This window comes from Marinobacter sp. PE14, assembly GCF_053566155.1.
Window position 1 is genome coordinate 219,514 of sequence record NZ_JBQXNY010000004.1, and the last position, 13,017, is coordinate 232,530.

A 13,017-nucleotide genomic window follows, 5' to 3' on the forward strand; every position below is an offset into this window, starting at 1 on the left:
AGTTTGTCTGGCTAGAAACTGAGTGCCAACGTAGATGCGCCCGGCAGCAGTAGCGCGTTATCCGGACTTTCCTTCAACAATCTGGAGGTTGAACGCCTCCGACTCTTCGGGCGGCTCAAAGTAACCCGTAACCACTCTAAAGACCTCCTCGGTGTCGAACTGAGCTCGTTCAGGCTGTTCTTTCTGTCGCTGTTTCAGCTGTTTTAAACAAACTTCATCATCTACCGACAAAAAGTACAGCTCATGAGGAATGCCATGTTTTGAGTATATATCCTTGAACCAGGCTCTCTGCTTACGGGTGTTGCCGGGAAAATCCAGGACCACAGACGTACCAGCCAAGAGCACTTGCTCAACGTGTGATCTCAGCACTGGCTTAAGGCGGGATGAGTAAGCAATGTAATCATTGAAATTTTGGATCTCGCCCGGGAATAGGGCGGCCAGCCATTCATCCTCAGAAATAAGCACGGCTCCCCGCTCGCGAGCGATCTTGCCAGACAAAGTGCTTTTGCCAGCTCCCATCTTCCCACAGAAGAATATCAACGTTCCGTACGAACTCATTGCTTAATCCTCAGGCATAACGCATGGCTCACGCGCCGATTTGTAGCCGTGAAGCGGCGGAATATTGGTCGCAGTGCAGTCGATTGTTATGCCTGCCTCCATACATATAACTTTTAACAATAAATATTTTTATTTCTATAGTGGATTTCTGTGGATATCTCAATTTTCGCTCTTGTTTTCGTTAGAAATCACTAATCTAATCCAAATCTTTTCCGTAAACGCTTGGCCCATGATGGTATTTGTTTTTTGTAGCTATATATACTTTCAGGAACAATGATATTCGGGTTAACTAATACAAGTGCGTCAAAAAAAGCTCGCCGATCAAAACCACGATAATTTCCATACATTATTTTTTTCTGCTCACCGTTTTTAAGCACGATTAAGTTAGAAAAAAATTCCTGTCTTGTATCTGTTACTTGCTTAAGCTCTGTAATGTCGGAAATGTTTACTTGCCAGCTTACATCACCGAATGTTGGGTCAAAATAGGACAAAGTGGTTGGTGTGACACAAACCCTAATTTGCTTATTTTCAAACCAAAACCACATTGCTAATCCAATCAAAATAGCTTCAATAAACCAAATTGCGATATCGAGAATGTCGAAAATTTGTGTTATCGCATTTTTATCGCTCGTTAAATCAGGAAGATATTTATTTGCCGCCAAGTACATGAGTAGTGCCACGCCAGCATTAAAAATTAGTAACAATGCTGAAGAACGTTGTTTCCTGATAAAAATGAAGTGAGCTATCATATTTTTCCCATCATGTGATTCTATCACTTGCGCACCAACACGCTTTTACCTCCAAATACCTAGCCTTGATTATGTACCACGTTATCTTTTAGATCTTGATACATTTCTATTATACATTAATGACTTTCAGTGGCGGATTTCTAGGACGTTTCCTGGATGTCTTTTCGTCTTTATACATAACATTTGTATAGTGGTCGTGATGATCATAATCCCCGACAAAATATCCTCTTTGACCGCTCCTAAATCTAACCAAAAGTGCTTTAGATTCAATGTCCTGAATTCCAAGCCTTTCCCAGAGCTTCGATAAAAACGATCATCACGACCGCTTTTCCTAATATCACCGACTTTTTGATCAAGCCGATCACTTTTTCTGCCCACCAAACAAAAAGGCCCGAAGTTTTCACTTCAGGCCTTCTCGTCACTCAGTGCAATCAATCACCTCAACCGCACTTGCTATCGCCGCAGGAGAGGCAAGTCGCACATCCGTCCATTACGATCACCGCCTTGGTGCTGCACTTGCCACACATGGTGGCGTTCGGCGGGAAGTCGCTGGCCTTTTCATCGTTCGTGGCCGTGCTGTGGCTGGCTTCGAACTCGGCGCGCTTTTCGGCGAGGATGCGCTTGGTGGTTTCGCTCATTTCCTCGCTTTCCAGCAGGCCGATGGCCTTCAGGTGCTTCTCGATCACGGCGCCGATTTCAGCCACCAGGGAAGGCATGAACACGCCGCCTTTCTTGAAGTAGCCGCCGTTGGGGTCATACACGCTGCGCAGCTCTTCCACCAGGAAGGTTACGTCGCCACCCTTGCGGAATACCGCAGAGATAACGCGGGTGAGGGCGATGACCCACTGGAAGTGTTCCATCGACTTGGAGTTGATGAACACTTCATACGGCTGCCGGCTTTCGTGGTCGGTGCCTTCGTTGAGCAGGATGTCGTTGATGGTGATGTACATCGCGTGCTCGGCCACCGGCGGCTTGATCTTGTAGGTGGTGCCCAGCAGAAAGTCCGGCCGTTCGATGTATTCGTTCATCTGAACGGGTTTGGTTTCCGCATGCACCGGTGCCTGGTGTTCGGCGGCTGCTTCAGGGTCGGCCTTCTTTACGCGGTAGCCGACGATTTTGTTGCTGATTTTAACTGTCATGTTCGTTGTCCTGTGTCGGTTCCCGGATCAGTACTTGCCGTAGGTGCCTTCTTTAAGCGCGTCAAACAGGTTGGCGGCGTTGTGGATTTCGCCGTCGTACTCTACCTGCTCGTTGCCCTTGAGGGTGACCTTGCTGCCATCGTCCAGGGTGAACTCGTACATTGTGTTCTCGAGGTCTTTTTCCTTAACCAGTACGCCCTGGAAGGCTTCCGGGTTGAAGCGGAAGGTGGTGCAACCCTTCAGGCCCATATCGTAGGCGTACAGGTAAATGTCCTTGAAGTCCTGATAGGCGAAGTCTGTTGGAACGTTCGCGGTTTTGGAAATCGAGGAATCTACCCACTTCTGGGCGGCGGCCTGGATGTCCACGTGCTGCGACGGCGTTACGTCGTCTGAGGTGGTGAAGTAGGCCGGCAGCTTTTTGTCTTCCTCTTCAGAGAAAGGCATGGCGCCCGGGTTCACCATGTGACGGTATGCCAGCAGCTCGAAGGAGAATACGTCGACTTTCTCTTTCGTCTTCCGGCCTTCGCGGATGATGTTACGCGCGTAGTGGTGCGAGAAGCTCGGCTCGATGCCGTTACTGGCGTTGTTGGCCAGTGACAGGCTGATGGTGCCGGTCGGCGCGATGGACGTGTGGTGGGTAAAGCGACCACCTTTCTCGGCCAGTTCTTCCACCAGCTTCGGCTCTACCTTGGCAATCTCCTGCATGTACTTGCTGTACTTGGCGTGCAGGATGCGGCCTTTCACCTTGTCGCCCAGTTTGTAGCCGTCTTCAGACAGCTGCGGACACTTGGTGAGCATTTTCGGGGTAATCTCGAACTCGTCGTCCATGATCGGCGCAACGCCTTTTTCCTCGGCCAGGGCGAGGGACTGGCGCCAGCCTTCCACGGCCATTTCACGTACGACTTCTTCGGTGAACTGTACGGATTCTGCAGAACCGTAAGGCATGCGCAGCATGGCCAGGGTGGAACCCAGGCCCAGGATGCCCATACCGTGGCGGCGCTTGTAGGTGATTTCGTGGCGCTGCTCAGCCAGCGGCAGGCCGTTAATCTCAACCACGTTGTCCAGCATACGGGTGAAGATGGCCACAACCTTGCGGTACTTCTCGTAGTTAAAGCTGGCCTTGTCGGTGAACGGGTAGTCCACGAACATGGTCAGGTTTACAGAGCCCAGCAGGCAGCTGCCGTAAGGGGGCAGGGGCTGCTCACCGCAGGGGTTGGTTGCACGGATGTCTTCGCAGAACCAGTTGTTGTTCATCTGGTTGACCTTGTCGATCAGGATAAATCCTGGCTCGGCATAGTCGTAGGTGCTGGTCATGATGGTGTCCCAGATGAACTGGGCTTTCAGGGTGCGGTAGATGCGGCAGGCGACTTTGCCCTCACCGTTTACCACGTAGCCTTTCTGTTCCGGGAAATCACGGTAGACAAACTGGCTTTCGTCGCTCAGGTCCAGCTCCTCATCTTCCACTTCCTTCTGGGTAACAGGGAAGGAGAGGTGCCAGTCGTCGTCGTTACGCACGGCTTCGATGAAATCTTCGGTGATCAGCAATGAGAGGTTGAACTGGCGCAGGCGGCCATCTTCACGCTTGGCCTGAATGAAGTCGATCACATCCGGGTGGTGCACATCGAACGTGGCCATCTGGGCGCCGCGGCGGCCACCGGCAGAGGACACGGTGAAGCACATGCGATCAAAGATATCCATGAACGACAGCGGGCCGGAGGTGGTGGCGCCGGCGCCGGCTACGTACGCGCCTTTCGGGCGCAGGGTGGAGAATTCATAACCGATACCACAACCTGCCTTGAGGGTAAGCCCGGCTTCGTGGTTCTTTTCCAGAATGTCGTTCATGGAATCCTGAACGGTGCCTGAAACGGTGCAGTTGATGGTGGAGGTTGCCGGCTTGTGCGCTTCGGCACCGGCGTTAGAGGTAATCCGGCCGGCGGGAATAGCGCCGTTCTGCAGGGCCCATATGAAATTCTTCATGTGCTGGGTGCGTACGGATTTGTTTTCCACCTCGGCAAGGGCTTTGGCAACGCGTTCGTAGGTTGCGTTGATGTCCTTGTCTACGGGATCGCCGGTCTTGGTCTTCAGCTGGTATTTGCTGTGCCAGATGTCGATCGAGGCTTCCTGCATCGGAATTGTTGTTACCACTGCCTGTGCCTTAGCGTTCATTTCCACCCTCTGTCTTCCGGTATGTCTTCTTTTCGTGGCACCAGTCCTTATACCGGCGGCGCCACTCCCCTTGAGAATCGTGTCTTTGGCCTTGGGCCTGTTTTCTTTTTAACCACTATATATGGGCTGAATCTGAAAGGAGTATAACAGGATATAGTGTTCTGTGAATAAGAACGCAACTATTGATAGACGCTTCGGGGCAAAGAAAATCAATCAAAACCGGCTTGAATCCGGGAAATTTTTTCTAAAACAGCGGTTTGGGGCTAAAGGTTCAAAACCACTACATGTTGTGGTCTAAAAATTGATCAGGCCCTAGGCCGATCCGTGAGTCACATGAATTGTGACCCCTGCACGTACCCGGTTTGAACGTGTCGCTAAAGTATGGACGTGGTGTCGAAAACTGCAGTGGCCCACAGGATGTGAAAGAGACTAAAAACAAGGAAATAATAATGAAAGGCCTGAAACCTACCTTGCTAGCGCTCTGCGTTGCGGGTGTTCCACCTGCAGCCGTAGCCGAGATCCAGATGCTGGATGACTCGGCGATGGGCATGATCACCGGCCAGGCCGGTGTGACCATCGAGCTGGAAACCAAACTGAACATTGATCGTTTCATCTATACCGATGAGGGGTCCATGGAGATCAACGATATCTTCGTGGGTGGTACCAACCGGAGTGATTTGTTCCCGGAGTTGGGGGTAAATCTTATGGGTGGCGCCGCTCAGGAAACGGACCTTCTGGATAATGTCCGGATTGAGATTGATATCCTCAGCGATGGCGATGCCATCATCAACGTTTTGCCTCAGACGTTCGGCGCGGTAGACCTGCGAGTCTCCACCGGCGCATGGAACCTTACAGGGACTGGCGGCACCACCACCATTCTGGATAACTTTAATGCCGATATCCTGATGGGCGGTGCCAACATCGAGATTGATGCCGATACCGATGTCATGAATTTGAGAACAGACATCGCCATCGATGACATGGATTTCGACATGCCTTTCCTGGCGTTGGGGGTCCGCGACTTCAGGCTGACAGGCAACACTTATGATCCGGTTCGCAACAAAAACATTCCGGACCTGTTTGCCAAGGTTGATCTGGATATCTACAAGCGGGCCAATAGCCTTGGTGTAGACAGTCTTGCGATTGATCTGAACTCGTTCAATGCTGACATCACCATGGGGGGAGTTCTCGTTGGGGGAACATCCATCGGCAGCGTGTTTGTGGATGACCTGGCGATCACCAATACCCAGCTGCTGGTCTACGGCCACTGATATTGGGTGTAAAACCAAAACGGGGGCCAGATCGGCCCCCGTTTTTTATCCCAGCAACAGACTATCGTCGTCCACTTCCAACCCGCGCTGTTTTTCAAACAAGCCAAGCAGATCCTTAACTTCCAGACCTTCGCGGTCTTTGCCTGCGATATCGAACACCACCTGGCCCTGGTGCAGCATTACTGTGCGGCTGCCGACTTCAAGCGCCTGTTTCATGCTGTGGGTCACCATCAGTGCGGTGAGCTTCTGCTCCTCAATGATTTTGGTGGTGAGTTCCAGCACGAATGCAGCGGTTTTGGGATCCAGCGCGGCCGTGTGTTCGTCCAGCAGCAGGATGCTGGAGGGCGTGAGGCTTGCCATGAGCAGGCTCACGGCCTGGCGTTGGCCGCCGGATAGAAGACCCATCTTGTCGCCGAGGCGCTTTTCGAGGCCCAGATTCAGGGACGCAAGGCTGTCCTTGAACTTCTCCATGTACTGCTTCTTCACGGCGCTTGTGAGGCCCCGGCGTTGGCCACGTTTGATGGCCAGGGCGAGGTTTTCCTCGATGCTGAGGCCCTCGCAGGTCCCGGCCAGTGGGTCCTGGAATACCCGGGCAACACGGCCGGCCCGTTTGTGGGTCGGCAGTTTGGTGACGTCCAGGTTGTCGACGATGATCTGGCCGCTGTCTACCAGTACTTCGCCGGCCAGGGCATTCAGGAAGGTGGATTTGCCGGCGCCGTTACTGCCAATAACCGTAACGAATTCGCCCTGGTTAACAGTCAGGCTCATACCCCGGAGGGCGGGGTTTTCCAGCGGTGTGCCTTTGCCGAAGGTAAGCCGGAGATCGGTTGCACTGATCATGTCGCCTCCTCAGGCCTTGTTGCGTGGAGAGTTGCGGGAAAGTTTGGCGGCAATCGATGAGCGCACGCCGGGCAGCACGATGGCCAGGGTGACCAGAACCGCGGTAATCAGGTTCAGATCCTGGGCCTGCAGTCCCAGGAAATCCGCATTCAGAGCGAAGGCAATGGCCAGCCGGTACATGATTGCGCCCACCACGCACGCGATGAGCGCGCGTACCACGTTGGAGGGCGTCACCACGGCTTCACCGCCGATCAGGGAGGCAAGGCCAATGACGATCACGCCTACGCCCATGGTGACATCAGCAGCACCCTGGCTCTGGGCAAAGAGCGCGCCGGCAAGCCCAACCAGGCCGTTGGAGACGGCAACGCCAAGAACGATCATGGCGCCGGTGGCGATGCCCTGTGCTCGGGCCATTCTGGCGTTGGCACCAGTGGCTCGCATGGCCAGGCCGGTTTCGGATTTCATAAACCGCCACAGAAGTATCAGGGCGACAAAGACCACAATGACGAAGAGCAGCACCGGCACCTGGTGGTAGGCCAGATCCAGGTCGTACCAGGGGGTCAGCACGGTTTCTTCAGTCAGCAGGGCGACGTTCGGACGGCCCATAATGCGCAAGTTGACAGAGTAGAGCGCGATCATGGTCAGAATCGAAGCCAGCAGGTTCAGAATGTTGAGTTTCACATTCAGCAGGGCAGTCACTGCGCCTGCGGCCATGCCGGCCAATACTGCACAGCCGGTAGCCAGCCAGGGGTTCCAGCCTTCAATGATCAGTACAGCGGCGACAGCAGCACCGAGCGGAAAGCTGCCATCGACAGTGAGATCCGGGAAATCGAGCACTCGGAAGGAGAGGTAGATGCCGAAGGCGACCAGGCCATATATCAGTCCGGTCTCAATGGCACCATAAAGAGCGATGTTACTCAGCATGGTCGGGTATCACCAATGATAAAACGGGCAGCCCCTCGTGAGGGCCGCCCGTTGGGTTCAGGGGGATTACTTGGCGCTGTCGATAACTTTCTTTGCGTCTGAAATTACATCATCTGACAGGGTGATTCCCATGCGCTCTGCAGCGGCCGGGTTCACGAAAAGGTCCAGCTTATCCATGGTTTCAACCGCCATCTCGCCAGGTTTTTCGCCATTCAGTACCCGGGCAACCATCACGCCGGTCTGGCGGCCATGGTCGTAGTAATCAAACCCGAGTGCTGCAACGGCGCCGCGCTCAACGGTAGCGGTGTCTGCCGCGAATACCGGAATGCCGGCGCGCTCTCCAACAGAGATAACCGCTTCGGCAGCACTGATCACGGTATTGTCTGTGGTCAGATAGATGGCGTCTGCTTTACCAACCAGGGAGCGGGCGGCACCAAGAACCTCGGAAGTTTTGGTGGCAGCACCTTTTACCAGTTCAAGACCACGGGCGGCGAGGCGCTCTTCGAGCAGTTCCACCAGGGAGACCGCATTGGCTTCGCCCGGGTTGTATACCGTGCCAATGCGTTTTGCATCGGGCATTACGCGCTGCAGCATGTCGAGGTGTTTGTCGATCGGTAGCATATCGCTCACGCCGGTAATGTTGGCGCCAGGCGCCTCCAGATTACTTACCAGCTTGGCACCAAGCGGGTCGGTAACAGCGGAGAAAATCACCGGTGTATTGCGGGCCGCAGCGGCAACGGTTTGCGCGGAAGGCGTTGCAATCGCCACGATTACGTCGGGGCTTTCACCAACGAATTTGCGGGCAATCTGGGAGGCGATGGCCGAATTGCCCTGGGCACTTTCGTGCATCACTTTGAGGTTTTCGCCCTCTTTGAAACCGCGCTCGGCGAGTTCATCTTTTATGCCCTGGTAGACGGCGTCCAGTGCCGGGTGCTCCACAATCTGTGTGATGGCTACCACGCGGGGTTCCTGTGCCTGAACAAGTGTTGCCAACGCCAGCAGGGTGGCACCGAACAGGGTGCGCAGGGTTGTCTTGGCCATATGCCCATCTCCGGGTAGGTTAACTTATATGTTGCGAATCTGAAGGGGCGAAAGTTTACCACAGGCAAGGGGTTCGAGGGGTAGGGGGTGTTGACGATGGCGGTGTTTTGGTTGCAATAGATGCAGTTGGAAATTATTTTGCTTGTGTCACGTTTTGACCGCTCATACTATGTTGAAATACCCTACGAAAGTCTAATAATAAGTCATCTATAACTCGAATAACGAACTGCAAGGAAGGTCCATGGACACAACAAACAAACTTCCCCTGGATATGGTTTATCACTGGGAGAAGACCAAGGCGAACTCCGTTTACATGACCCAGCCGATCGGGGACGGCAAGACGGTCGAATATACCTGGGGTCGGGCGGTGGATGAGGCGCGACGCATGGCGTCTTACCTCAAATCCCTGAACCTCCCTGAAAAGAGCCGCATCGGCCTGATCTCCAAGAACTGCGCCCACTGGATCATGACCGACTGGGCCATCTGGATGGCCGGTCACATTTCCGTTCCGCTATATCCCACCCTGAACGCCGATACCGTCACTTACATCCTTAACCACGCCGAGTGCGAGGTGGTGTTTGTGGGCAAGCTGGATGACTGGGACATGATGAAACCGGGCGTGCCGGAATCCGTGCGTTGCATCTCCTTTCCGCTGAGCCCTCCCAATGATTTCGAAACCTGGGACGATATTGTCGCCAAGTATCCGCCTCTGGAAGAAAACGTTCAGCGTGATGCCGACGAGCTGGCCACCATCGTTTACACCTCCGGTAGCACCGGTAAACCCAAGGGCGTCATGCTCAGCTTTTACAACATGGCCTATGCGGCAGAGGGGGGCATGGAGGTGCTCGGTGTGGGCTCCGAGGAGCGCATGCTGTCGTACCTGCCCCTGGCTCACGTATTCGAGCGTACCTTTGTTGAGCTGGCGTCGCTCTATGCCGGCTTCCACCTGTTCTTTGCGGAGTCTCTGGATACTTTCGTGGAAGATTTGCGGCGTGCCCAGCCAACGCTGTTCCTCTCGGTACCGCGCCTTTGGGTGAAATTCCAGCACGGTGTGCTCCAGAAGCTGCCGAAGAAGAAGCTGGATCGGCTGCTGAAGATTCCGGTGGTCAACAAGCTGATCAAAAAGAAGATCCTCAAGGGCCTTGGGCTCGACAAGGTCAAACTGGCCGGCAGTGGCTCGGCACCCCTGGCGAGCGACGTTCTGGACTGGTACCGCAACCTTGGCCTCGAGTTGCTGGAAGGTTACGGCATGTCCGAGAACTTTGCCTATTCCCACATGAGCAAGCCGGGTCGTTCAAGAACAGGTTACGTCGGTGAGTCCGCGCCGGGGGTTGAAACCCGTATCAGCCCGGAGGGTGAGATTCAGATCAAGAGCCCGGCCACTATGATGGGCTACTACAAGGACGAAGAGAAAACCCGGGAAACCTTTACCGAAGACGGCTTTTTGAAAACTGGTGACAAGGGTGAGATTGATGAGATGGGCCGACTCAAGATCACTGGCCGCATCAAGGAAATCTTTAAGACCAGCAAGGGCAAGTACATTGCCCCTGCACCCATCGAGAACCGCCTGATGTCCCATGACGCCATCGAAATGGTGTGTGTCTCCGGTGCCAATCAGACTCAGCCCTTTGCCCTCATAATGCTGGGCGAAGAGGCCCGGCCGAAAATGGCGGATGAGGCGTTTCGGAAGGAGATTGAAGAGAGCTTCAAAAAGCTGATAGCTGATGTTAACAAGACTGTGGATCCACACGAGCAGTTGGCGTTCATCACGGTGGTGAGCGACGAGTGGTCGATCGAGAACAGCTTCCTTACGCCGACGATGAAGCTCAAGCGTAATGTGGTTGAAGACGCCTACCAGGAGAAAGTCGACAAGTGGTACGCGCAGCGTCAGCCGGTTATCTGGCAGTAGAGCTTTCGATTACAGGTGAAGATGTTTTGGCCCGGCTCTGCCGGGCCTTTTTTGTAGTGGAAAAAACCGACATAAGTCGCATAGGGAAAAGGGGGAAGCGGGCCTAAACTGGAAGGATATCAGGAGGATGTTATGAGCCAGTTGTCCCTTTTCCAGAAGCGTATCCAGGACGAAATTCCCCTTTCCCGGGCGTTGGGGATTCAATTGCATTCCTGGGATGGCCATTCTCTGCTGCTCAGCGCACCGCTGGAGCCCAACAGCAACCACCAGGGTACGGGGTTCGGAGGCAGCGTGTACTCTGCGGCGGTTACTGCAGCCTGGGGCCTGACTGAATTGGCGCTATGGGATCTTGGGTTAAAGGGCAATGTGGTGGTGCAGAGCGGGAATATCGACTACCTCGAGCCCGTGTCCTCGGATTTCTATGTGGTCTGCCGCCTGCCCGGTGACGAGATACCGGAACGTTTTCGAAAAAGTCTGGCCCGGCATGGCAAGGGACGGCTCGATCTGACGGCTGAGGTTTTTTGCGGCGAACCAACCGCAATGCCGGAGGGCGATCCTGTGGCGGTTTTTCAGGGGCGGTTCGTGGTTCAGGATGTGAAATCCCGGGTAACCTTCTGAGCTTGTCAGGCGATTGACCGGCTGTTGGAGATTGAGCGGCTCATCAGAATAATCGGAATGATGCCGGCCAGAACAATAATCAGGGCGGGCAGGGCGCTGTGGTACAGGCGCTCGTCAGAGGCGAACTGGTACACGTAGGTCGCCAGTGTCTCGAAGTTGAATGGCCTCAGTATCAGCGTAGCCGGCAATTCCTTCATGCAATCCACGAACACCACCAGGGCTGCTGTCACCAGTGTGCCTCTCAGCATGGGCAGGTGGACACGCACCAGGGTGTTGCCCGGGCTGTGTCCGAGTGACCGCGATGCCATGTCCATGCTTGGCGTAATTTTCTGCAACGCACTTTCCACACTACCGGCCGAAACGGCAAGGAATCGCACGGTGTAGGCAAAGACCAGGGCGAAGGCCGACCCACTGAGTAACAGGCCCGTGCTGATTCCGAATACATCCCGCATCAGGCTATCCAGCCAGTTGTCAAAACCCGCCAGGGGTACAATCACGCCAACGGCGAGCACTGCCCCGGGCATGGCATATCCCAGGCTGGAAAGACGCATCAGTACCTGCATTTTGCGAGTGTTGTGCAGGCGGCGGCTGTAGGCGAGCGTGACACCGATCAGCAGAGTGGTGAGGGCTGCCGTGCCAGAGAGGAACAGGCTGTTGAAGGTGTTGCGGACAAAATCCGGGTTCCAGCTTTCACCGAAGTATTCCCACGCGTAGAGCCCAAGGGTCGCCCCGGGAATCACAAAACCGAACAGCACCGGCAAAGCGCAAACAGCTACGCAAATCATCTGGCGCGGGAAAGACATGGTGAAGCGCTGGATCGGCTCACGGTTGTCCCGCGCTGCGAACTGTTGCTGGCGTCTTCGGGAATAGCGTTCCAGGGTAACCAGGATCACCACGAAGATCAGCATTGTGGTGGCTATTTGAGCCGCCCCGCCGAGGTTGCCCAGGTTCATCCAGGTATCAAACAGGCCGGCGGTGAGGGTCTGAACGGCAAAGAAGTCCACGGTGCCAAAATCGTTCAGGGTTTCCATCAGCACCAGAGAAAGGCCTACGGCTACCGCCGGCCGGGCGATGGGCAGAACCACCCTGAAGAACGTGCTTAGCGCGGAGTGGCCGAGACTGCGGCTGACCGCAAACAGAGACGGGGACTGTTCCAGGAAGGCGGCACGGGCCAGCAGATAAACGTAGGGATACAAGACCAGCCCGATCATCAGCGTGGCGCCTTCGAGGCTGCGAATTTCCGGAAACCAGTAGTCTGCAGCACTGCTCCAGCCAAACAGGTCTCTTAAGGCACCCTGAACAGGGCCTGCGTAGTCCAACAGGCTGGTGTAAACATAAGCAATAACGTAGGCGGGCACCGCAAACGGTAGCAGCATCGCCCACTCAAAGAATTTGCGGCCCGGAAACTCGCACATGGTGACCGCCCAGGCCGAAGCCAGGCCTATAACCAGGGTAAGCGCGCCCACCCCAATCATCAGTTTGAGTGTGGTTGTCAGGTACCGGGGAAGTGTGGTTTCGATCAGGTGTGGCCAGATGTTTTCTTCGGGAAAAAAGGCCAGGAAAATAACCGAGAGAACCGGAAGGGCAACGATGGCGGTGGTCAGCACTGCGCTGATCATCCATTTCGGAGAGGTGCGCTTAGCCAGCAGGGGCTGGGATAGCCCTGGATTAACGCTGGTTGCGGCCTCGCTCATAGTGTCCCTGTGTCTGGATGTGGGGTCTGTCCGTTTGAAGGTTGCAGATTGTAGTCACCTGACCTGATGCCTGCAACGACTGGCGTCATACCGGAACGGGGAAGCGCC

11 protein-coding genes are annotated in these 13,017 nt (G+C 54.7%); 3 read left to right on the forward strand and 8 right to left on the reverse strand.

Features of this window, described 5'->3' with window-relative positions:
* Positions 1-57: 57 nt before the first annotated feature.
* From ACWJ62_RS14575 to ACWJ62_RS14590, 4 genes are all read right to left on the reverse strand, one after another.
* On the reverse strand, positions 58-558 hold the full coding sequence (locus ACWJ62_RS14575) for an AAA family ATPase (protein ID WP_449286837.1): 501 nt from the start codon (positions 556-558) through the stop codon (positions 58-60).
* 191 nt (positions 559-749) lie between these two features.
* A complete protein-coding gene (locus tag ACWJ62_RS14580; RefSeq protein WP_449286838.1) occupies positions 750-1,334 on the reverse strand; it encodes a hypothetical protein in 585 nt (194 codons plus the stop codon).
* Between the two features lie 413 nt (positions 1,335-1,747).
* Positions 1,748-2,446: a TSCPD domain-containing protein gene (locus ACWJ62_RS14585; protein ID WP_014576864.1), complete on the reverse strand. Its 699-nt coding sequence runs from the start codon at positions 2,444-2,446 to the stop codon at positions 1,748-1,750.
* Between the two features lie 27 nt (positions 2,447-2,473).
* Positions 2,474-4,612 (reverse strand): adenosylcobalamin-dependent ribonucleoside-diphosphate reductase, encoded by a 2,139-nt coding sequence (locus ACWJ62_RS14590; RefSeq protein ID WP_449286839.1) that lies wholly within the window; start codon positions 4,610-4,612, stop codon positions 2,474-2,476.
* Positions 4,613-5,061: 449 nt separating this feature from the next.
* On the opposite strand from ACWJ62_RS14590, the gene ACWJ62_RS14595 reads away from it, so the two are divergent.
* Positions 5,062-5,883: a DUF6160 family protein gene (locus tag ACWJ62_RS14595; RefSeq protein WP_449286840.1), complete on the forward strand. Its 822-nt coding sequence runs from the start codon at positions 5,062-5,064 to the stop codon at positions 5,881-5,883.
* A 45-nt stretch (positions 5,884-5,928) separates the two neighbouring features.
* On the opposite strand, the gene ACWJ62_RS14600 is transcribed toward ACWJ62_RS14595, so the two are convergent.
* From ACWJ62_RS14600 to ACWJ62_RS14610, 3 genes are all read right to left on the reverse strand, one after another.
* Entirely contained in the window at positions 5,929-6,723 is a 795-nt protein-coding gene (locus tag ACWJ62_RS14600) for an ABC transporter ATP-binding protein (RefSeq protein ID WP_449286841.1), read from the reverse strand.
* A 9-nt stretch (positions 6,724-6,732) separates the two neighbouring features.
* Positions 6,733-7,647: an ABC transporter permease gene (locus ACWJ62_RS14605; RefSeq protein WP_449286842.1), complete on the reverse strand. Its 915-nt coding sequence runs from the start codon at positions 7,645-7,647 to the stop codon at positions 6,733-6,735.
* A gap of 66 nt (positions 7,648-7,713) precedes the next feature.
* Positions 7,714-8,688: an ABC transporter substrate-binding protein gene (locus ACWJ62_RS14610; RefSeq protein WP_449286843.1), complete on the reverse strand. Its 975-nt coding sequence runs from the start codon at positions 8,686-8,688 to the stop codon at positions 7,714-7,716.
* 241 nt (positions 8,689-8,929) lie between these two features.
* On the opposite strand from ACWJ62_RS14610, the gene ACWJ62_RS14615 reads away from it, so the two are divergent.
* Positions 8,930-10,597, forward strand: a complete 1,668-nt coding sequence (locus tag ACWJ62_RS14615) for an AMP-binding protein (RefSeq protein WP_449286844.1) — start codon at positions 8,930-8,932, stop codon at positions 10,595-10,597.
* A gap of 132 nt (positions 10,598-10,729) precedes the next feature.
* Positions 10,730-11,215 carry a thioesterase domain-containing protein gene (locus tag ACWJ62_RS14620; protein ID WP_449286845.1) on the forward strand — a complete coding sequence of 162 codons (486 nt, stop codon included), beginning with the start codon at positions 10,730-10,732 and terminating at the stop codon, positions 11,213-11,215.
* Between the two features lie 5 nt (positions 11,216-11,220).
* On the opposite strand, the gene ACWJ62_RS14625 is transcribed toward ACWJ62_RS14620, so the two are convergent.
* On the reverse strand, positions 11,221-12,909 hold the full coding sequence (locus tag ACWJ62_RS14625; RefSeq protein ID WP_449286846.1) for an ABC transporter permease: 1,689 nt from the start codon (positions 12,907-12,909) through the stop codon (positions 11,221-11,223).
* Between the last annotated feature and the right edge of the window lie 108 nt (positions 12,910-13,017).

Excerpts from the sequence above, each read along its gene's own strand:
- ACWJ62_RS14575 (WP_449286837.1), bottom strand. The coding sequence starts at position 558 with ATGAGTTCGTACGGAACGTTGATATTCTTCTGTGGGAAGATGGGAGCT.
- ACWJ62_RS14585 (WP_014576864.1), bottom strand. The coding sequence starts at position 2,446 with ATGACAGTTAAAATCAGCAACAAAATCGTCGGCTACCGCGTAAAGAAG.
- ACWJ62_RS14615 (WP_449286844.1), top strand. The coding sequence starts at position 8,930 with ATGGACACAACAAACAAACTTCCCCTGGATATGGTTTATCACTGGGAG.
- ACWJ62_RS14625 (WP_449286846.1), bottom strand. The coding sequence starts at position 12,909 with ATGAGCGAGGCCGCAACCAGCGTTAATCCAGGGCTATCCCAGCCCCTG.
- ACWJ62_RS14590 (WP_449286839.1), bottom strand. The coding sequence starts at position 4,612 with ATGAACGCTAAGGCACAGGCAGTGGTAACAACAATTCCGATGCAGGAA.
- ACWJ62_RS14595 (WP_449286840.1), top strand. The coding sequence starts at position 5,062 with ATGAAAGGCCTGAAACCTACCTTGCTAGCGCTCTGCGTTGCGGGTGTT.
- ACWJ62_RS14610 (WP_449286843.1), bottom strand. The coding sequence starts at position 8,688 with ATGGCCAAGACAACCCTGCGCACCCTGTTCGGTGCCACCCTGCTGGCG.
- ACWJ62_RS14620 (WP_449286845.1), top strand. The coding sequence starts at position 10,730 with ATGAGCCAGTTGTCCCTTTTCCAGAAGCGTATCCAGGACGAAATTCCC.
- ACWJ62_RS14600 (WP_449286841.1), bottom strand. The coding sequence starts at position 6,723 with ATGATCAGTGCAACCGATCTCCGGCTTACCTTCGGCAAAGGCACACCG.
- ACWJ62_RS14605 (WP_449286842.1), bottom strand. The coding sequence starts at position 7,647 with ATGCTGAGTAACATCGCTCTTTATGGTGCCATTGAGACCGGACTGATA.